The sequence below is a fragment of the Mannheimia indoligenes genome (assembly GCF_036880405.1).
Taxonomy (GTDB): Bacteria; Pseudomonadota; Gammaproteobacteria; order Enterobacterales; family Pasteurellaceae; genus Mannheimia; species Mannheimia indoligenes.
Map to the genome: position 1 here is coordinate 1 of NZ_JBAJJM010000006.1, position 21,524 is coordinate 21,524.

A 21,524-nucleotide genomic window follows, 5' to 3' on the forward strand; every position below is an offset into this window, starting at 1 on the left:
GCAGGTTGTGCTGGTTGAGTAGGTTGTACCGGTGATACCTGTTTATTATCAGTAGTGTTGCTATTGCTACCACTACCACTACCACCACTGCTACCACAAGCCACTAAGCCAAGAGCCATTAAAATGGTTAATGCAACATTTGTTTTTTTCATATCGAACCTCGTTAAGTTAGAAATAACCACTTAAATTGTATGCTTTTTATCTTAATAATCAAGCGAGTTTTATTAATTTACACTATTTTGTTAAGTTCAGTGATATAAGTCATTTTTTATTTATGGTAAACTCAATTACGATATATCTAAACTTGCAAAATGATATGTCGGTAAATAACAAGCGGTCATTTTTTTAATATTTTTTACAGATAAAGGAAAATTATGAAATTAAGCAAAATTGCTCTTTCAGTTGTAGCGGTAATTGGTGTATCTGTAGTTGGCGGTAGCTGGTATACGGGCAAACAAGTTGAAGAAAAATATCAAGCATTAGTCGTTCAAGCCAATAACCAACTTAAGCAACTAAGTGGCGAGTTTGGAGCAAATATTGAGCTCAAAGATGTGCAAATTGATCGCCATTTCTTTAGTTCTGATGCGAAATATCGTTTAGAAGTGGATTTTGGCGATGATAAAAAATTAGATTTTATCGGTAATGATAAACTTCATCACGGTCCGCTACCGCTTAATCGTTTAGCGAAGTTTAATTTTGCTCCTGTGATGATGAGTATGGAAAATAGCCTTCAAGGACCAGAGATATTTAAAAAATTTGTCGGTGAACAAATTGGTTCGGGGGTGGCTAATATCAGCTATTCTGGAGATACAAAAGGATATTTTGATTTCTCGCCAATTAAATATAGCGATGAAACAGGCACTATTGAAACAACCCCTGTCAAAGTGCAATATAGTTACGACCAAAAATTGAAAGGCATTGATAGCACTGTTGAGCTAGAGAGTTTTAAAATAAAAGCAGAAGAACTTGATTTGCAAATTCAAGGTATAGCTTATGATGTTCAAACTGAAAGTAATGAAAGTTATCCTAATTTAACTTTCGGCAAAGGAAGTGGAAAAATCAACGCTATTGAGTTTAAGTCTAAAGATGGCAAATTATCTCAAATTAAAGATATTATGGTTAAGGGTGATAACCTGTTAAAAGGCGAGCGTGTGATTTCGACAGGAGATTTAGAGGCGGCTTCTTTCAACATTGAAGGTGTTGAACTGGGTAAATTAAAAATGGATATGGCATACGATTTAGATGCTAAATTAACCAATGATATTACGCCTTTATTATCTAATCCTGAAGGATTTGAAGATGAACTTTTAATGCAGTTGTTGGCAAAATCGGTGAAGTTCCATATTAATAACTTCTCACTTGAAAATAGCAAAGGTAAATTTAATTTAGCTTTATTATTGAATATGGCTCAATTTGATCCACAAAATATGAGCAATATGCAAGAGGTATTAAAAGCTCTTTCAAGTAGTAAATTTACTTCAAATATTAACCGTGAATATGCAGAAGATATTATTCGCCAAATCTCGATGGTTACAGAAAAATTAAGCGAAGAAGAGGCAAAAGCGTTTGCCAAACAACAAGTTGATGCCGCTTTTCTTAATGCAGGAGTTGAACAGTACGGATTAAGAAAAGTAGATGAAAACAATGTGAAGATTGAATTATCGGTTGAAAATGAGAAATTAATCTTAAATGGTCGTGAATTAACTGAAGATGAAATCCAAATGGCGTTATTTGTGATTATGATGGGAGCAGGTTCGCTCGGTCAATAATCGTAAATATCAGATAGAAAGCGTATTTTAGCTATGGCTGAAATACGCTTTTTTTATCCCTTTCTTTCACTATTCTTGTATAATAACAGAAATATTTATTTGATTTTCAAGAGATTTTTTATGGCAACTATCGCAAAAAATCCACTGGTGCTGGTGGACGGTTCTTCTTACTTATATCGAGCATTTCACGCATTTCCTCCGCTAACGAATCGCAATGGCGAGCCGACAGGGGCGATGTATGGTGTTTTGAATATGTTAAAAAGCTTGATTTCACAAGTAAACCCAAGCCACATTGCGGTAGTGTTTGATGCGAAGGGTAAAACCTTCCGTGATGAGCTGTTCGAGCAATATAAATCTCACCGCCCACCAATGCCGGACGAGTTACGAGCTCAAATTCAACCACTACACGCTATTATCAAAGCCTTAGGTATTCCGTTGATCTCCATTGAAGGGGTAGAAGCGGACGATGTGATCGGCACCCTTGCCGTGCAAGCTGCCAAAGATGGCAAAGACGTGTTAATCAGCACAGGCGATAAAGATATGGCACAACTGGTGAACGATCACATTATGTTGATAAATACGATGAACAACACTTTGCTTGACCGTGAAGGCGTCATCGAAAAATACGGCATTCCGCCCGAGTTGATTATCGATTTCTTAGCCCTAATGGGCGATTCCGCCGATAATATTCCGGGTGTAAAAGGTGTGGGTGAAAAAACGGCGTTAGCCTTATTACAAGGGATTGGTTCCCTTAAACAGATTTATGAAAATTTAGATCAGATTGCGACACTTTCGTTTCGTGGAGCAAAAAACTTTGCCCCGAAATTAGAGGCAGAAAAAGCCAATGCGGATTTATCCTACCTGCTCGCCACCATCAAAACTGATGTGGAATTAGACGTTACCCACGATCAACTTTTAACCCAAGCACAAAATCGTGCAGAGCTTGCTACATTATTTGAGCATTATGAATTTAAGCGTTGGTTAAATGAAGTAAATAACAATGCGAACCCTGTTACACAAACCTCAGCTGAAAAAGTGCCGAATAATTACCAAGCAACGCAAGCGGTTAAAAACGAGGAAAATTTTGTAGATCCTATCATTATTGACCGTAGCAAATATGAAACGGTGGATACGGAAGCCAAATTAGTGGCTTGGATTGAAAAGCTCACATCAGCCAATATCATTGCGGTGGATACCGAAACGGATAGTTTAGATTCTATGTCAGCCAATTTGGTGGGAATTTCCTTTGCTCTTGAAAATGGCGAGGCTTGCTATATTCCGCTTGGGCATAAGCAAAAAGCCCTGCCAAAACAAGCGGATATGTTTGGCGATGACGAGGCAGAAACCGAAATCGCAGACGAATTGGTAAAAAATCAGCTAAATTTGACCGCTTGTTTAACCCAACTCAAGCCGATTTTAGAGAATAGTGCCATTAAAAAAATCGGGCAGAACATTAAATATGATTTAACTATTTTTGCTAATTACGGCATTGAGTTACAGGGCGTTGAGTTTGACACGATGATTGAGTCTTATACGCTAAACAGCACAGGTCGTCATAATATGGACGACTTAGCTTACCGTTATTTAGGGCATAAAACCATTCCGTTTGAAGAGTTAGCAGGTAAAGGCAAAAATCAACTTACTTTCGATAAAATTGAGATCGCTAAAGCGGCAGAATATGCCGCCGAAGATGCCGAGGTAACGATGAAACTGCACCAAGTGCTATGGCAGAAATTATCACAAGAGCCTGAATTGGTAAAACTCTTTAACGAAATCGAAATGCCATTGGTTAGCGTGCTTTCTCGCATTGAACGCAATGGCGTATTGATTGACCCTAAGAAATTATTAACGCAATCGGCAGAAATTGAAAAACGCTTAAGTGAAGTTGAGCAGTTAGTTCACACCGAAGCAGGGCAGGTGTTTAACCTTGCTTCAACCAAGCAGTTACAAGAAATTTTGTTTGATAAATTAGGCTTACCGGTGCTGAAGAAAACCCCGAAAGGAGCTCCTTCAACTAACGAGGAGGTGCTTGATGAATTGGCTCAACAAGGTCATCTTGTGCCGAAATTATTAATGGAGCATCGTGGCTTAAGTAAGTTGAAATCTACTTACACAGACAAATTACCTCAGTTGATTAATGCAAAAACAGGGCGAGTGCACACCTCTTACAATCAAGCAGTAACGGCGACAGGGCGGCTTTCGTCAAGTGATCCGAATTTACAAAACATTCCGATCCGAAACGAAGAAGGCAGACGTATTCGCCAAGCCTTTGTGGCAAGAGAAGGCTATAAAATTGTAGCAGCCGACTATTCCCAAATTGAGCTACGCATTATGGCTCACTTGGCGAATGACGAAGGAATGATTAAAGCCTTTGCTGAAGGTAAAGATATTCACCGAGCAACGGCAGCAGAAATTTTTGGTGTGGCATTAGATGAGGTAACGAGCGAGCAACGTCGCAGTGCGAAGGCTATCAACTTCGGGCTGATTTATGGAATGTCGTCATTCGGGCTTTCAAACCAATTGGGGATTGGGCGAGCTGAAGCCCAAAAATATATGGATCTCTACTTCCAACGTTACCCGGCAGTACAGCAGTTTATGACGGATATTCGTGAAGTTGCCGCAGAAAAAGGCTATGTAGAAACTTTATTCGGTCGTCGTTTATATTTACCTGATATTAAATCAAGCAATGCTATTTTGCGTAAAGCGGCAGAACGAGTGGCAATTAATGCACCAATGCAAGGCACGGCGGCGGATATTATCAAAGTTGCGATGATTGGCATTGATAAAGCTATTCACGGTGATGATGAAATCAAAATGATTATGCAAGTACACGATGAATTGGTGTTTGAAGTGAAAGCCGATAAAATCGAGCATTATAGCCAGCTAATCAAAGCAGAAATGGAAAAAGCTATTTCGCTTAAAGTGCCATTAATTGCTGAAGTTGGCATTGGCGATAATTGGGACGAGGCTCATTAATCTAAGGCTATACAATTATCCCTTTTTAATGTATTGTTGTAGTAGTTCGTTAATGTGAAACTTTTCAAAATTTCATTGTCAAAGAAGAACAAATCTTCTTTGATAAATAAGGAAAATAGATGAAAACATTATTCAAAAAATCAGTATTCAGTTTAGCTTTATTAGGTTTAGCCGGCACAGCATTTGCTGATGCACAATCGGTAGCGGAATTACAACGCCGTTTAGAGCAAGTGAGCCAATATAGTGCGGATTTTGACCAAACGGTCCGTTCAAGCAAAGGGAAAGAGATCCAAAAAGGGCAGGGTAAATTCCAAGTAAAACGCCCGAATTTATTTAGAATGGATACAAAATCGCCACAAGAAAATTTAATTGTTTCTGACGGTAAAGATCTATGGTTTTACGACCCATTTGTTTCACAAGTAACGGTAAATACAGTGCAAGATGCAGTGAACAATACGCCGTTTGTGCTTTTAACCAGCAGTGATAAAAACCATTGGGATCAATATGACGTAACTCAAAATGCCGATACGTTCGTATTAAAACCAAAATCGAAAAAAAGTAATTTAAAACAGTTTGATGTGCGTATCGACCAAAGCGGTTTATTAAAAGGTTTCAGCACTATTGAGCGTGATGGACAAAGCAATTTATATGTATTGCGTAACATTACCACAGGCGGTGTTTCAAATGACTTATTCAAATTCAGTGTACCGAAAGGGGCTGAGTTAGATGATCAACGTGGTGGCAAGAAATCGAAAAAATAAGGTAATACAAGCGGTCTTTTTTAGTAAATTTTTTACACAAATGCTTGCGTTTGAGCGTAACGAGTAAAATACGACCGCTTGTATATTCTTGTATATTAAGGAATATCAATGAAAACGCTTTATAATCAACGAGATCCAAAAGAGTGGGAGCAATTTTTAGTTTTGCTTAAACAAGCCGTTGCTGAAGATAGATTGGAGCTCTTTTTCTCGATGTTTTTGACCGCCGATGAGAGAGAATCTTTGGGGTTGCGAGTTCAAATTGTGCAAGCTTTATTAAAAGCTGAAGATTCACAACGTGAAATTCAGCAAAATTTGAATACCAGTGCAGCAACTATTACGCGTGGCTCAAATATGCTCAAAACACTAGACCCGGATTTCTTGCAATGGGTAAATAGTAAACTTAACGGTATGAAGTAAATGGCAAAGTATAAGAACCGTTTTCTAAGCTCTCTTTTGAAGAAAATAGGGCTTTTTTTTATTCCTCGAAAAATAAGATCAAAAGCGGGTTGGCTTTGGTTTGGTTTTAGCCGCTTATTTTCTTTTTTCGGGAGTTTTTTCTTAATAGGAACGTTGCTTTTTTCGGTGTTACCCGTGCCGTATTCGGCTTATATGATTCAGAAAAAAGTGGAAAATATGTTACAAGGAAAAACCTATAACATCAAAAAAGATTGGGTAAGCCTTGATGAAATTTCTTGGCAGATGCAGATGGCGGTGATTGCGTCTGAAGATCAGAAATTTGAAAGCCATTTTGGTTTAGATCTTACTGCGATTGAAACTGCCTTAAAGTTGAATGCAAAATCCGGCAAAGTGCGTGGAGGTTCAACTATTTCACAACAAACAGTTAAAAACCTGTTTTTATGGCACGGACAAAGCTGGGTAAGAAAGGGGATTGAAGCTCCGCTGACTGTGTTAGTGGAATATGTTTGGACAAAGCCTCGCATTTTAGAAGTTTATTTGAATATTGCGGAATTTGGGCACGGTATTTTTGGCGTTGAAGCCGCGGCTCAACATTTTTTCAAGAAATCGGCAAAAAAATTGAATTTGCAAGAGGCTGCATTATTAGCTGCTTCCTTACCTAATCCAAATATATTTAAAGTAGATAAGCCCGGACCAACTATGCGAAAACGCCAAGCGTGGATTATGCGACAAGTAAACCAACTTGATGGAAAAAGCTATTTAGACAAACTTTAGGTGGAAAGAGTAAAGATGACAACACAAAGCAAAGCAACACTTGAAACGATTTTATCTCATCGTTCGATTCGTAAATTTACCGAACAACCGATTTCAGAAGAGGTATTTCAGACCTTAATTAATGCGGGAAAAGCGGCTTCAAGCTCTAACCATTTACAATGCGTAAGCGTTATCCGTGTAACGGATAAACAAATTCGTGAAACCTTAAAAGCCGTTTCTGGTATGCAATATGTGGTAGATTGTGCAGAGTTTTTGGTGTTCTGCATTGATTTTAATAAACACAAACAGCTTGTGCCGGAATCGCAATTGGAATGGGCGGAAGTGTCTATTATTGGAGCGGTTGACACGGGAATTTTTGCTCAAAATGTACTGTTAGCAGCAGAGTCTTTAGGGTTAGGTGGTGTTTATATTGGTGCATTGCGTAATGATATTAAACGTGTATCCGAAGCATTAAATTTGCCTGAATACTGTGTACCATTAGTCGGAATGTGTTTGGGTTATCCTGCACAAGATCCTGATTTAAAACCTCGTTTACCAAACACTTTGATTTGTCATACTAATCAGTATCAGCCTTTTGATGAGGTAGAATTTGCAAAATATAACGAAAATTTGACCGCTTACTACCAAGCGAGAATTGGCGAACCTCAGCAATGGCAAGTCGCAATTCATAAAACCTTAGATAAACCCGTTCGTCCACATATTCTGCCGTTTTTTAATCAGAAAGGATTATTGAAAAAATGAGATGGCTAATGCTATGTCGTGAGCCTCGCTTATATAGCTGCAAGCGAATTCGAGAAGCCTGTGTAGAAAGAGGGATCGAGTTGGATATTTTAGATCCTAACAGAATGTTACTTTCTCTAAATAATGGAAAATTTGAGATTTTTTACCAAGAAGGAGAAAGCTACGAGAAACATCGCCCTGAGCCTATTTTATTGAAGGATTATGATGGTATTTTACCTCGTTTTGGTACAAGTAGTACGGAAATGGGCTGTGCTGTGCTACGCCATTTTGAAGCGAAAGGTATTCCTGTTTTGAATCACTCTGAAGCATTTGCTTTAGCCCGAAACAAATGGCGATCGTTGCAAAAATTAGCCGAACATACTTTACCTATACCACATACCAATTTTGCAGGGAATTTAGTTTCGGTTAAATCGCAATTAAATCATTTCACTTTTCCGCTTATTGCCAAAGTGCTGAATGGTTCGCAAGGCAATGGGGTAATGTTGTTTGAAAATGAACGGAATGCGGAAGCTGTGCTATCTACCTTTAGACAAGTCGAAGAACCTTATCTATGCCAACACTTTTTGAGTGAAGCAAAAGGACAAGACATTCGTGCTTTTGTGATTGGGGATAAAGTAGTTTCTGCAATGAGTAGAAATAATTCGGCAGAAGATTTTCGATCCAATCTTCATCAAGGTGGAATTGCTCAACGTATTGAATTAACCAAAGAGGAAATCGTATTAGCAATTAAAGCAACTAAAGCGATAGGGCTTGATGTTGCAGGCGTGGATTTTTTGCGGGCAGACAATGGGATAGTTATTTTAGAAGTCAATGCAAGTCCGGGCTTTGAAGGCATTGAGCAAGTGAATGAAGTCAATATTGCGGGAGAAATGGTGAACTATTTTATAGAGAAAATCCGCAAATTATCTTAATTTACGTTGCATTTCTCGCCAATTTCAGTAAAATACGCACTCGGCATATCTCTTGGTATGCCGAAGTTTTTTAACAAACAGCTGGGTCGCCTGCTGTTTTTCTATTAACGGGATAATCCCAATATTTAAGAGAATAAAACAATGTCATTCAAATTTGAAGCTGAAGTTCGTTCAACGCAAGGTAAGGGTGCGAGCCGCCGCCTGCGTCATAATGGTCAAGTTCCTGCAATCATCTACGGTGGTAGTGCAGAACCTGTATCAATCATCTTAAACCACGATGATGTAAACAACGCACAAGTACACGATGCGTTCTACAACGAAGTTTTAACTATCGTTGTTGCGGGCAAAGAAGAGCAAGTTAAAGTACAAGCAATTCAACGCCACCCAACTAAACCAAAACTAGTTCACTTAGACTTCAAACGTGCGTAATCGCTCGTTAGTGAATTAAATAAAAGGATTAAGTTTTTGAAACTTAATCCTTTTTTGCATTTCTAATAAAGTACAAGCGGTTAAATTTTTGCAAAATTTTGCAAATCTGCTATACTAAGTCCTGAGTTGGTTAGACAATCGCTGGTTTATTGAAGCCTCTAAATTCGTGAAAACGAGAACTGGGGGACAAGTAAACGAGAGGAAAGTCCGAGCTACACAGGGCAGAGTGCCGGATAACGTCCGGGAGGCGTGAGCCTACGACCAGTGCAACAGAGAGCAGACCGCCTGTTTCGGCAGGTAAGGGTGAAAGGGTGTGGTAAGAGCACACCGTGCCGGTGGTAACATTCGGCAGCAGGGTAAACTCCACTCGTAGCAAGACCAAATAGGAACTCAATCGGTTGCCCGCCGAGAGTTCGGGTAGGTTGCTTGAGCGTATGTGTAAATATACGCCTAGAGGAATGATTGTCCACGACAGAACTCGGCTTATCGACCGACTCACCAAATTTCTGAAAGCGAACAGGGCAACTTGTTCGCTTTTTATTTTTTACAGTGAATGGATATGAAATTATTAAAATCTTTTATTATTGCATTATCTACGTTATGTTCTAGTTATGCGTTTTCTCACCCACATTCGTTTGTCGATCTAAAAAATAAAGTGATTGTAGACGGCACAATGTTGCAATCATTCCAAATGGAATGGATGCTTGATGAAATTGCCTCTTCTGAATTGATTTATGAGATGAATAATAGTGCGGATAAAGAGAAAACGCGTAAAGATATTACCGCAGAAATGGTACAGTCCGCCCTGCAAAACCATTATTTCAGCGTGTTATACGATAGTAAAAATCAGCCGATAAAATTTACCACTCAACCGACAGATACGCGTTTTGAAATCAAAAATAATCGAGTCGTGTTTTATATTACCTTTCATTTAAGTCAGCCTTATGACTTGAAACAAAATAAGGCAAGATTTTCGACTTATGAACCAAGTTACTATATTGCAATGGAATATAACCGTGCTAATGAGATTAGTATCAGTAATACCGGCTGTAAAGTTGCATTAGTACAGCCACAGGTGGATAGCAAATTACGTTTATATGCTTCGAGCTTGGATAAAACTCAGTCGCCGGATATGCTAAATAATGAAGATTATTCATTAGGGGCACAATTTGCACAGAAAGTGGAGATTGTATGCGATTGAAGTCAAAACAATGGGGAATACTAGCGGTCGGATTTCTCACATTTTTTGCACTTTATCAACTTTATCCGATTTTGCTATTTAAAGTGATGGAGTGGCAAAAGGTATTTAATTCGGCTCTTTCCGGCTCGTTAAACGCATTGAGCGATAATCAGACCAAAGCGGGGCTTACTTTAGTTTTTATCAGCTTTTTATATGGCGTATTTCACGCTGTAGGTCCCGGGCACGGTAAGTTTATTCTAACGAGTTACCTTTCTCTTGAAAAAACGAAGCTCAATCAAGCAATGAAAATTACCTTCGCCTCAGCTTTAGTGCAAGGATTAGTGGCGGTTTTCCTCGTTACTGTGATTGTGGTTATTTTTACACTTTCCCGCCAATATTTTAATTTAACTTTGAAATGGGTAGAGCGTGCTAGCTTCGCCATTATGATTTTGCTTGGGGTTTATTGGTGCTATCAGGTTTTCAAAGAGACAAAGAAAGTGAGTAAACCTAAAATTAAATCAATTCGGTTCTCTCAACAAGTGGCACAACAACCCATTGTGCAAAAAATTCCACAAAAACGACCGCTTGTTCAGCATAATCACCACGTTCACGATGAACACTGTGGCTGTGGACATAAACATTTACCCACCTCAAATGAAATGCAGAAAGCCAAAGATTGGAAAACACAGCTAATGCTGATTTTGAGTATTGGTGCGAGACCTTGCTCTGGGGCAATTTTAGTCTTATTCCTCTCTTATACTTTAGATCTTTATTTTTGGGGCGTAATTTCAGCCTTAGTAATGGCAATCGGGACAGGTTTTACCTTAAGCCTATTTGCTTATTTAGTGATTGTGGCAAGGAATAAAGCGGTTAAAGTGAGTGGTTGGTATTTTTCCGCTCAAATGAATAAAAATGCGGTTCGATTATTCAAATTTGGTTTAGGGATAGCATTGATTTTATTGGGAACTACGCTGGTTCATAGTAGCTTTATTGATACCGGTACCGGTATTTTATTTAGACGTTAATTGAATACCGATTAAAAATTGTTATATAAAGTATCAAAAAAACTGTTTAAAAAAGTGAAATCGGTTAAACTAACTCGTTTTTATTTTAATTTAAGAGGTCTTTATGGATTCTATTATTTTATTCTTTGAAGGTATTCTCACTTGGGTCGTCAATACGATTGATGCTCCACTTTGGGATATTACTATTATTCTATTACTAGGTGCAGGTCTGTTTTTTACTATTACCACAGGTTTTGTTCAGCTTCGTCTTTTCCCTCAAAGTTTGCGTGAAATGTGGGGTGGTCGTTCTGCTTCAGGTCAATCTCTCACGCCATTCCAAGCTTTTACGACGGGTTTAGCAAGTCGTGTTGGGGTTGGTAACATCGGTGGGGTTGCAACCGCTATTGCATTAGGTGGTCCGGGTGCAGTTTTCTGGATGTGGGTAACTGCATTAATGGGTATGAGCTCTGCGTTTGCTGAGTCCTCTCTTGCTCAGTTATATAAAACCAAAGATCCGAACGGTATGTTTCGTGGTGGACCGGCTTACTACATTACTCGTGGTTTAAAACTTCCTTCATTAGCCATTGCGTTTGCGGTAACCTTAATCTTTACCTTTGGTTTTGCCTTCAATGCGGTGCAATCAAATTCTATTGTAGAAGCAACTAAAAATGCGTGGGATTGGAATCCGGTTTATGTCGGTGTTACCTTAGTAGTGATTACCGGAATTATTATTTCCGGTGGGGTAAAACGTATCGGTAAAGTGTCCGCACAAGTAGTACCAATGATGGCATTATTCTACCTCATTATTGCCGTTATTATTTTAGGTATGAATATTGAACGAGTACCACATATTATCGGTTTAATTATTGAAAGTGCTTTTGACTTCTCAGCCGCAGCGGGTGGTATGTTCGGGGCATTGGTTTCAAAAACGATGTTAATGGGGATTAAGCGTGGCTTATTCTCAAATGAAGCAGGTATGGGTTCTGCTCCAAACTCTGCAGCAACATCAGATGCTAAACACCCGGCAAGTCAAGGTTTAATCCAAATGTTAGGTGTATTTGTCGATACACTTGTTGTTTGTACCTGTACCGCAATTATTATTTTAATGTCGGACAATTATGGCGGAGAAAGTTTAAGAGGTATTTCTCTTACTCAAACAGCATTGCAATTCCACTTAGGCGAGTTTGGTTTACACTTCTTAGCTTTTGTTATTCTACTATTTTGCTTTACCTCTATTATTGGTAATTACGCTTATGCAGAAACTAACATTCGTTACATCAAAAACAAAGCGTGGTTTGTCTGGAGCTTCCGTGCAGTGGTATTATTCTTCGTTTACTTTGGTGCAGTTCGAGATGGTGGTATTGTATGGGCATTTGCTGATACTGTAATGGCATCAATGGCGGTTATCAACCTAGTCGCAATTTTAATTCTTGCTCCGATTGTATGGGTTATTATGAAAGACTATATTCGCCAACTAAAACAAGGCAAAGAGCCGGTATTTAGAATTGAAGAACACCAAGATTTAATTCACAAAGGTGTTGATCCACTTATTTGGAAGTCAAAAGAGTAATTTAAAGAATAATAGATAAAAGAGGTTTAAGTGCTTATATGGGCTTTAAGCCTCTTTTAGAAAAATAACAAACTAACTTTTTACTTATAATTCTCTCCAATAACTCCCTTAAAATACGTTGTCTTCTCAAAATTTAATTGCATTTTGTAAAAAGTTCTATAAACAGTTTTGTAAACATTCAATAACGAGTAAAAGTGCAGTTATTATGATTTACCTCAACTTCATCAACGCTATAAATTGAATGCACTTATCTAAACTGTTATGTTTAGATGGTCATTAATTTGCTAACACAAAGGAGATAAAGATGGAGTTACAACAACCATTAGTAGAACGTTTTTTTCGTTATTTAGCTGTAAGTAGCCAAAGTAAAGCGTCGGAAACCACAGTACCAAGTAGCAAAGGACAATGGGAATTAGCTCGTTTATTGGTAGACGAATTAAAGCAACTTGGATTAAAAAATGTAGAAATTGATTCACATGCTAATGTAACTGCCATTTGGAAAGGAGCACTGAAAAATGCTGTGCCGATTGGTTTTGTTGCTCATTTAGATACTGTAGATGTAGCTCTTGCAGAAGATATCCACCCACAAATTAAAACTTTTTATGGTGAAGATCTGCAATTAAATGAAAAGGAAAATATTTGGCTTCGTGTAGCAGAGCACCCTGAAATCTTACCTTATTTGAATCAAGAGATTATTTTCAGTGATGGGACTAGCGTATTGGGAGCAGATAACAAAGCAGCAATTGCCAACATTATGACTGCACTTTCAGTCTTAAAACAATACCAAATTCCGACAGGCGATATTTACATAGCATTTGTGTCTGATGAAGAAATCGGCTTACGTGGAGCAAAACTATTAGATTTAACTAAATTTAAACCGGATTTTGCGTATACGATTGATTGTTGCGAATTAGGTGAGGTTGTGTATGAAAATTTTAATGCGGCGGCTGCAACTGTAATAATTCAAGGAGTAAGTGCACATCCTATGTCGGCGAAAGGTGTGTTATTGAATCCGATTTTAGTGGCACAAGATTTCATTAGCTTGTTTGATCGTAGCCAAACTCCGGAATGCACTGAAAATAAAGAAGGCTATTGGTGGATAAATGGAATGGAGGCAAATTATACTCAAGCCACGCTGCGTATTGCGATACGTGATTTTGACAAACAGTCTTTTGAAAAGCGTAAAACTTTTATAGAAAACGCAGTGAAAGAAATACAGCTTCGTTATCCTCGAGCGAAAATAGAATGTAAAATCAATAACATCTACGGCAACATTGCGAATAGCTTAACAGAAGATCGCCGTTCCATTGATTTGTTATTTGCAGCAATGGAAGAAATTGGTGTTCCCTCTAAAGTGATACCAATGCGTGGAGGTACGGACGGTGCAGCATTATCAGTCAAAGGTATTACAACCCCGAATTATTTTACCGGGGCACATAATTTTCATTCAAAATTTGAGTTTTTGCCAATCCCATCTTTCGTGAAATCTTGTGAACTAACATTGAAATTAATTCAACTAGCAGCTAAAGGCTTAAAGGCTGAACGAAAAGTATAATTAGCAAACTATATACCAATAAAAAAGCGGTCTAATTTGCAAAAAAACTTACAAATTAGACCGCTTACATTAGGATTAGCCTAAAATTTTGCGTAAGGCTGAGCCGATTTCAGCAAGGCTTCTTACCGTTGTTACACCTGCATCTTCGAGGGCTTTGAATTTCTCATCAGCAGTGCCTTTACCACCACTGATAATTGCACCTGCGTGTCCCATTCGTTTGCCTTTTGGTGCGGTTACACCTGCAATGTAGCTAACCACTGGTTTCGTTACATTTTCTTTGATAAAGGCAGCTGCTTCTTCTTCTGCTGAACCGCCGATTTCGCCAATCATCACAATAGCTTCGGTTTCAGGATCGTCTTGGAAGAGTTTTAGAATATCGATGAAGTTTGAACCCGGAATTGGGTCGCCACCGATCCCCACACAAGTAGATTGTCCAAAGCCTTCATCTGTTGTTTGTTTAACGGCTTCATAAGTTAATGTACCTGAACGTGAAACAATACCAATATTGCCTTTTTTGTGAATATTGCCCGGCATAATGCCGATTTTACATTCCTCTGGGGTAATCACACCCGGACAGTTAGGACCGATCATTCTCACGCCTGTTTGGTTTAAACGTTGTTTCACTTGAAGCATATCCAGTGTTGGAATGCCTTCAGTAATACAAACGATCAGCTGAATACCTGCATCAATGGCTTCTAAAATGGCATCTTTACAGCCCGGAGCGGGAACGTAGATAACGGTTGCAGTTGCACCGGTTGCTTCTACTGCTTCACGCACGGTATTAAATACGGGTAAGCCTAAATGGGTTGTACCACCTTTATTAGGTGAAACACCTCCAACTAATTGTGTTCCATAAGCTAGAGCTTGTTCGCTATGGAATGTGCCTTGTCCGCCGGTAAAACCTTGGCAAATTACTTTTGTATTTTTATCAATTAAAATCGACATTTTTCCTCCTAATTTGCAGATTTTACCGCTAATTCAGCCGCTTCTTTCAGTGATGATGCCGCTAAAATACTCAGCCCACTATTCGCTAAAATTTCACGACCTTGTGCTGCATTTGTGCCTTCTAAGCGTACAATAACAGGCACGTTCACGCCCACTTCGTTTACTGCGGCGATTACACCGTCAGCAATTAAATCACAACGTACGATACCGCCGAAAATATTAACCAGAACCGCTTTTACATTTGGGTCTGATAAAATCAGCTTGAATGCCGCTGCAACACGCTCTTTGGTTGCACCACCGCCTACGTCTAGGAAGTTAGCCGGTTTACCTCCGTAGAGTTTGACGATATCCATCGTTCCCATTGCAAGACCTGCACCGTTTACCATACAACCTATGTTACCGTCTAAAGCAACATAGTTTAAGCTCCATTTTTCTGCTTCGGCTTCACGTTCGTCATCTTGCGAGAGATCTTGTAGTTCTTTAAGATCCGACTGGCGGTAGAGAGCATTGCTATCGATAGACATTTTAGCATCTAGGCAGAGCAGTTTTCCGTCTTTGGTAACAACAAGCGGATTGACTTCCAATAAGGCTAAATCTTTCTCTACGAATAACTTCGCTAGTTTTACAAAAATATCCGCAAATTGTTTGACTTCATCACCTTTTAATCCCAATTTAAAAGCTAACTCACGCCCTTGATAGCCCTGACCACCCGTGAGAGGATCAATTGTTGCCTTATGGATTAATTCAGGTGTTTTTTCAGCCACTTCTTCAATGTTCATACCACCTGCACTTGATGCCATAAATACCACTTTTTGTGCAGAGCGATCCACCACTGCACCTAAGTATAATTCACGGTCGATATTGCAGGTTTCTTCCACATAAATAGTATTAACCGGTTGCCCGTTAGCATCTGTTTGGAAGGTAACTAAGCGTTTACCTAGCCATTGTTCAGCAAAGGCTTTGGCATCATCAGCATTACTCACTAGTTTTACACCACCGGCTTTGCCCCGACCACCTGCGTGAACTTGGCATTTTACAGCCCATTTTTCACCTTTTAGTTGTGAGATTGCCTCTGCGGTTTCATTTACAGAAAAGCAAGCAATCCCTTCGCTGACAGGCAGCCCATATTGTTTGAATATTTGTTTGGCTTGGTATTCGTGTAGATTCATAGAGTTTCCTCGTTGGTTTTTATGCTACTTTTCTTTACTTGTGTGAATTTAAATAACTAAAATTTGTAAAAAATAAGTAAAAATAGACCGCTTGTAGTCTTGCAAGCGGTCAAATTTCAGATTAAATTTCCAAAAGCAGACGAGTTGGGTCTTCTAATAACTCTTTTACAGCCACTAAGAAACCAACAGACTCTTTGCCGTCAATTAAACGGTGGTCGTAGCTTAAGGCTAAGTACATCATCGGGCGGATTACCACTTGTCCGTCAATCGCCACAGGGCGATCTTTGATTGCGTGCATACCTAAAATGGCACTTTGTGGTGGATTGATAATTGGGGTAGACATTAATGAACCGAACACACCACCGTTAGTGATAGTGAAGTTACCGCCGGTTAAGTCTTCAACCGTTAATTTGCCATCACGCCCTTTTTCCGCAAGCTCTTTTATTTTCTTCTCAATCTCCGCCATACTCATTTTGTCGCAATCACGTAACACTGGCGTTACTAAGCCGCGAGGGGTAGAGACCGCAATACTCACATCGAAATAGTTGTGGTAAACCACATCATCGCCATCAATAGACGCATTGATTTCAGGATAACGTTTAAGTGCTTCAACCACTGCTTTAATGTAGAATGACATAAAACCTAAGCGTACGCCGTGTTGTTTTTCAAACTTCTCACCGTAAGTTTTACGTAGATTCATAATCGGCTGCATATCCAGTTCGTTGAATGTAGTGAGCATTGCCGTTGTATTTTTGGCTTCAAGTAAACGTTCTGCAATACGTTTGCGTAAACGAGTCATTGGGACACGTTTTTCGCTCCGGCTACTAAATGCAACGGAGCTTACGGTGTTTTGATTTGTTGCGGATTCTTTTACTTGATTTTGTTGAACTCGTTTTGCGATCTCTTTTTCGATATCTTCACGAGTAATTCTGCCTCCTACACCGCTGCCTTGAATATCAGCCGCTTGTAAATCGTGTTCGGCTAATAAACGGCGAATGGCAGGACCTTGATCGTCTGCGTTAGCGTGGCTGTTTTCAATCGCAGCGTGTTTGCGATCTGACGGAGTAGATTCTGTTTTTTGCTCAATAGTGGCAGAGCTGATATCGCCAGCTTGTGCCGTATCTAATTTACCTAAAACTTGTTTTGACACAACCGTTGCACCTTCCGTTTGTGTAATTTCAACAAGCACACCATCACTTGTAGCAGGCACTTCTAAAACGACTTTGTCGGTTTCAATTTCGACGAGAATTTCATCACGCTTTACACGATCGCCCACTTTTTTGTGCCAAGTTGCAACGCTTGCATCAGCTACTGATTCAGGAAGGTCTGGAGTTAAAATTTCAATTGCCATTTCATTATCCTTTTCTTTTAATAAAGGTGTATTTTTACACCTTATACTTAAATTGGTAAATTTTTGTTGAAAATGAACCGCTTGCAGGGCGTATTAGCTACGCCCATCTTTTTAAGCAATCGTTAAAGCATCTTCAACAAGTTGTTTTTGTTGTTTTGCGTGTAGTGATGGGTAGCCAACTGCCGGCGAAGCGGAGGCGGCTCTACCTGCATAAGTTAATTTTGCCCCTTCCGGAATAGAAGCTTCAAAGTTGTGCTTACTGCAATACCAGGCTCCTTGATTTAATGGCTCTTCTTGACACCATACAAAGTCAGTAACGTGGGCGTAAGGTTCAAGAATTTGTTTCATTTCCTCAAGTGGGAATGGGTAGAGTTGTTCAATACGAATAATCGCAACATCTGTTTGGTTATTCTCACGGCGTTTTTCAATCAAGTCGTAGTAAACTTTACCTGAACACATTACCACACGTTTCACTTGTTTCGGATCGATATTATCAATTTCGCCAATCACATTTTTGAATGAACCATTAATGATTTCATCAAGTGTTGAAACCGCAAGAGGGTGGCGTAGTAATGATTTTGGCGTAATCGCAACTAATGGACGACGCATTTTGCGAATTGCTTGGCGACGTAACATATGGTAAACCTGAGCCGGTGTTGATGGCACACAAACTTGGATATTTTGTTGTGCACAAAGTTGTAAATAACGCTCAACACGAGCAGATGAGTGTTCCGGACCTTGACCTTCATAACCGTGAGGAAGAAGCATTACTAAACCACACATTCTGCCCCATTTTTGTTCGCCAGAGCTGATGAATTGGTCAATTACAATTTGTGCCCCGTTGGCGAAATCACCAAATTGAGCTTCCCAAATGGTTAAGGTTTTCGGATCGGTTGTCGCAAAGCCATATTCAAAGGCGAGAACCGCTTCTTCTGAAAGTACGGAATCCCATACTTGGAAACGACCTTGATTTGCGTGTAACTGTGTTAATGGAACATAGCCTGTACCATCATTTTGGTTATGAATAACGGCGTGGCGATGGAAGAATGTACCACGACCGGCATCTTCACCTGATAAACGAACGTGTGTGCCTTCATCAAGCAAGGTTGCATACGCCATTGTTTCTGCCATTCCCCAGTCGAATAATTTCTTGCCTTCGTACATCTCTTTACGATCAGCGTAGATTTTCTCAACACGAGAGTGAGCTTTCAATGATTCCGGATATTCACAAACACGCTTAGCAATAGTTAAGAAGCGATCTTCCGGGAATTTGCTCTCATAAGGTGCAGTCCAGTCATAATTGAGATATTGCAACCAATCAACAGCTGCCATATCTAATTCACGCCATTCAGGTACAACACGCTCACCATTATCTAACGCATCACGATAAAGATTTAGCATTTCAATTTCTTGGTCGCTGGTTAATACCCCTTCTTCAATTAAGCGGTCAGCATAAACTTTACGTGGTGTAGGGTGTTTTTTGATAATGCTATACATCATTGGCTGGGTTGCTAATGGTTCATCGGCTTCGTTATGACCGTGGCGACGATAAGAGATTAAATCAATGAAAATATCACGTTTAAATTTAGTGCGATATTCCACTGCCATTCTTGCTGCAAAAGCAACCGCTTCCGGGTCATCACCGTTTACGTGAATAATCGGTGCTTGGATCATTTTCGCAATATCGGTACAGAACTCGGTTGAGCGAGTGTCGTTCGGGTTAGAGGTGGTAAAACCGATCTGGTTATTAATCACAATACGGATTGTTCCTCCCACTTTATAACCACGGGCATTTGCCATATTTAAGGTTTCTTGCACCACACCTTGACCGGCAACGGCAGAGTCGCCGTGAACAGTTACCGCTAATACTTTTTCGTGTTCGGTATCACGCATACGTTCTTGTCTTGCACGAACAGATCCAATCACCACAGGGCTTACGATCTCCAAATGCGATGGGTTGAATGCTAAAGTGAGGTGAACGTTTTTATCATCTACCGCAAAGTTAGATGAGAAACCTTGATGGTATTTCACATCACCTGTACGGCTTTCATCAGCGTGTTTACCTGCAAATTCATCAAATAATTCCGCAGGGCGTTTACCGAATACGTTCACTAACATATTTAAACGACCACGGTGTGCCATACCTAATACGACATCTGTCATTCCTTGACGGGAAGCGTGGCGAATAATTTCTTTCATCATCGGAATGAACGCATCACTTCCTTCTAAAGAGAAGCGTTTTGCACCTGGGAATTTTGCTCCCAAATAGCGTTCTAAACCATCAGCAGCCGTTAATTCAGTGAGTAAATTGAGTTTTTCTTCTTTGGTGAAAAGTGGCTTATTTAACACACTTTCCATTTTAGCTTGTAGCCAGTTACGCTGTTCAATATCTTGAACGTGCATAAATTCTAAGCCGATAGGACCTAAATAAGTTTCTTTTAATGCCTCGTTGAGTTCGCTGAGCTTCATTGTATCTTTATTATAAACATAACGACCAACGGCAAATGTTTCGTTTAGATCTTCGTCGGTAAAACCGTGATATTTATAATCTAGCTCAGGCACACTGGAAGTTTTCCAGCGGTAATAGTTAATAGGGTCAAGTTTTGCTTCTAAATAGCCTCTGAAACGATGTGCGTTAATCCATTGAAGTAAACGAACTTGCTTTGCTCCTGCTTCTGGATCAACAACAGTTACGGATTGTGGTTGTTGTTCGCGGGCTAACTTACGGAAATACTCACGTACTTTTGAATGGGGTTGTTCAATATGAGAGGTTTTAGGGAATGAATCAAAAATGCTTCTCCAGCTTTCATCAACGCTTGCCGGATTTTCTAAATACTGTTCATAAATTTCTTCGACATAAGATTGGTTTGAACCGCCGAAAGGGGATGACGCAATCCAATCATCAAAATGTTTATATTGCATAAAGACCTGACCTATTTATGGTGTTGAAACATAATCTTATTATACTTCAAATAAAGTAAAGAAAATGTGATATAAGTCTGATTTTTACATAATTGTTTACTTACAAGCGGTTATTTTTAGCAAAATTTTTACAAATTCTAAACAATGCAAGGAAATTTTAGTGGTTGCACTCACATTTTTCTAAACAAACATCACCGTGTAGATTGTGATGGTGGTTATGGCGGTGTGAATAGAACGCTACATTACGAGCAAATTGGTCTCCAAAGAAGTGAATAAAACTAGGATCATTCGTAATCACTTCTGGCGTACCGGCACAGCAGATATGTTTGTTTACACAAAGCACCTCATCAGTATTTGCCATTACAATGTTTAAGTCGTGCGAAACCATTAAAATAGCACAGTTCAACCAAGAGCGGGTTTGATTTAATAGTTGATACAGTTCGGTTTGCCCTGTAATATCTACCCCTTGCATTGGCTCATCTAATACTAATAGCTGTGGTTTATCTAAGATAGCTCGAGCGAGTAAAACACGTTGAAGTTCTCCACCGGACAGCTTTTGCATACTATTATGTGCCAGATGGCGAATAGCAAAGAGAGATAATGCTTCCTCAATCATTGCTTTATTAGTATGGGGTTTGAGCCCGAGAAAATGCGTAACTGTTATTGGCATAGATGGGTCTAAATGTAGCTTTTGCGGGACATAGCCAATTTTTAGCCCTTTTTGGTGAATAATTTGTCCTTTAGTTGGCGTAATTAATTTTAGCAACACTTTCAATAATGTGGATTTACCCCCACCATTTGGACCTACTATGGTTGTAATAGAGTTAGGATAAATTGATAGATTAATGTTTTGTAACGCTTTTTGACCATTAAAGATTACTTCAATATCTTTTAGCGAGACTAAAGGTTGAGTTTTTTTTATCAACGTAAATTGCGTTGTCGTTGGATTAGGGGCTAGTTGGTTAATTTTCATTACTACAAAAAATTTGAGAGTATTGAAATAAAATTAGCGGATTTTTTATCTTCTGACAATAGAATAAATGAATTTTT

General features: G+C 39.3%; 17 protein-coding genes and 1 other RNA gene. 13 read left to right on the top strand and 5 right to left on the bottom strand.

Going from position 1 to position 21,524, the window contains the following annotated elements; genetic code table 11:
* Window positions 1-374: 374 nt before the first annotated feature.
* The 13 genes from V6W77_RS04190 to pepT all read left to right on the top strand — a co-directional run bounded on the left by V6W77_RS04190 (window position 375) and on the right by pepT (window position 14,087).
* On the top strand, window positions 375-1,769 hold the full coding sequence (locus V6W77_RS04190; protein ID WP_334253882.1) for a YdgA family protein: 1,395 nt from the start codon (window positions 375-377) through the stop codon (window positions 1,767-1,769).
* 120 nt (window positions 1,770-1,889) lie between these two features.
* Entirely contained in the window at window positions 1,890-4,745 is a 2,856-nt protein-coding gene (gene polA, locus V6W77_RS04195; RefSeq protein ID WP_334253883.1) for a DNA polymerase I, read from the top strand.
* 119 nt (window positions 4,746-4,864) lie between these two features.
* The gene (gene lolA, locus V6W77_RS04200) at window positions 4,865-5,506 is read left to right on the top strand and encodes an outer membrane lipoprotein periplasmic chaperone LolA (protein WP_025236092.1); all 642 of its coding nucleotides are present in this window, start codon (window positions 4,865-4,867) and stop codon (window positions 5,504-5,506) included.
* Window positions 5,507-5,614: 108 nt separating this feature from the next.
* Window positions 5,615-5,923 carry a trp operon repressor gene (gene trpR / locus V6W77_RS04205; RefSeq protein ID WP_025236091.1) on the top strand — a complete coding sequence of 103 codons (309 nt, stop codon included), beginning with the start codon at window positions 5,615-5,617 and terminating at the stop codon, window positions 5,921-5,923.
* A complete protein-coding gene (mtgA, locus tag V6W77_RS04210; protein WP_334253884.1) occupies window positions 5,924-6,697 on the top strand; it encodes a monofunctional biosynthetic peptidoglycan transglycosylase in 774 nt (257 codons plus the stop codon).
* A 15-nt stretch (window positions 6,698-6,712) separates the two neighbouring features.
* Entirely contained in the window at window positions 6,713-7,438 is a 726-nt protein-coding gene (gene nfsA / locus V6W77_RS04215) for an oxygen-insensitive NADPH nitroreductase (RefSeq protein ID WP_112111044.1), read from the top strand.
* The gene (locus V6W77_RS04220) at window positions 7,435-8,349 is read left to right on the top strand and encodes a RimK family alpha-L-glutamate ligase (protein WP_334253885.1); all 915 of its coding nucleotides are present in this window, start codon (window positions 7,435-7,437) and stop codon (window positions 8,347-8,349) included. The genes nfsA and V6W77_RS04220 overlap by 4 nt, the downstream gene beginning before the upstream one ends.
* A 141-nt stretch (window positions 8,350-8,490) precedes the next feature.
* The gene (rplY, locus tag V6W77_RS04225) at window positions 8,491-8,778 is read left to right on the top strand and encodes a 50S ribosomal protein L25 (RefSeq protein WP_025236087.1); all 288 of its coding nucleotides are present in this window, start codon (window positions 8,491-8,493) and stop codon (window positions 8,776-8,778) included.
* Window positions 8,779-8,900: 122 nt separating this feature from the next.
* Window positions 8,901-9,280: RNase P RNA component class A (gene rnpB / locus V6W77_RS04230), an RNA gene on the top strand.
* Window positions 9,281-9,337: 57 nt separating this feature from the next.
* Window positions 9,338-9,979, top strand: a complete 642-nt coding sequence (locus V6W77_RS04235; RefSeq protein WP_334253886.1) for a DUF1007 family protein — start codon at window positions 9,338-9,340, stop codon at window positions 9,977-9,979.
* Window positions 9,970-10,983: a nickel/cobalt transporter gene (locus V6W77_RS04240; protein ID WP_334253887.1), complete on the top strand. Its 1,014-nt coding sequence runs from the start codon at window positions 9,970-9,972 to the stop codon at window positions 10,981-10,983. Before V6W77_RS04235 ends, V6W77_RS04240 begins: the two co-directional genes overlap by 10 nt.
* A gap of 103 nt (window positions 10,984-11,086) precedes the next feature.
* On the top strand, window positions 11,087-12,532 hold the full coding sequence (locus tag V6W77_RS04245; RefSeq protein WP_025236084.1) for an alanine/glycine:cation symporter family protein: 1,446 nt from the start codon (window positions 11,087-11,089) through the stop codon (window positions 12,530-12,532).
* 304 nt (window positions 12,533-12,836) lie between these two features.
* Window positions 12,837-14,087 carry a peptidase T gene (gene pepT, locus V6W77_RS04250; RefSeq protein WP_334253888.1) on the top strand — a complete coding sequence of 417 codons (1,251 nt, stop codon included), beginning with the start codon at window positions 12,837-12,839 and terminating at the stop codon, window positions 14,085-14,087.
* A 75-nt stretch (window positions 14,088-14,162) separates the two neighbouring features.
* On the opposite strand, the gene sucD is transcribed toward pepT, so the two are convergent.
* The 5 genes from sucD to znuC all read right to left on the bottom strand — a co-directional run bounded on the left by sucD (window position 14,163) and on the right by znuC (window position 21,447).
* Complete coding sequence (gene sucD, locus V6W77_RS04255; RefSeq protein WP_283385971.1) at window positions 14,163-15,032, bottom strand: succinate--CoA ligase subunit alpha; 870 nt, start codon at window positions 15,030-15,032, stop codon at window positions 14,163-14,165.
* Window positions 15,033-15,040: 8 nt separating this feature from the next.
* Window positions 15,041-16,201, bottom strand: a complete 1,161-nt coding sequence (sucC, locus tag V6W77_RS04260; RefSeq protein WP_334253889.1) for an ADP-forming succinate--CoA ligase subunit beta — start codon at window positions 16,199-16,201, stop codon at window positions 15,041-15,043.
* Window positions 16,202-16,322: 121 nt separating this feature from the next.
* Complete coding sequence (gene odhB / locus V6W77_RS04265; protein WP_334234386.1) at window positions 16,323-17,552, bottom strand: 2-oxoglutarate dehydrogenase complex dihydrolipoyllysine-residue succinyltransferase; 1,230 nt, start codon at window positions 17,550-17,552, stop codon at window positions 16,323-16,325.
* Between the two features lie 111 nt (window positions 17,553-17,663).
* Window positions 17,664-20,474: a 2-oxoglutarate dehydrogenase E1 component gene (gene sucA, locus V6W77_RS04270; RefSeq protein ID WP_334253890.1), complete on the bottom strand. Its 2,811-nt coding sequence runs from the start codon at window positions 20,472-20,474 to the stop codon at window positions 17,664-17,666.
* A 157-nt stretch (window positions 20,475-20,631) separates the two neighbouring features.
* Window positions 20,632-21,447: a zinc ABC transporter ATP-binding protein ZnuC gene (gene znuC, locus V6W77_RS04275; RefSeq protein WP_025235854.1), complete on the bottom strand. Its 816-nt coding sequence runs from the start codon at window positions 21,445-21,447 to the stop codon at window positions 20,632-20,634.
* Between the last annotated feature and the right edge of the window lie 77 nt (window positions 21,448-21,524).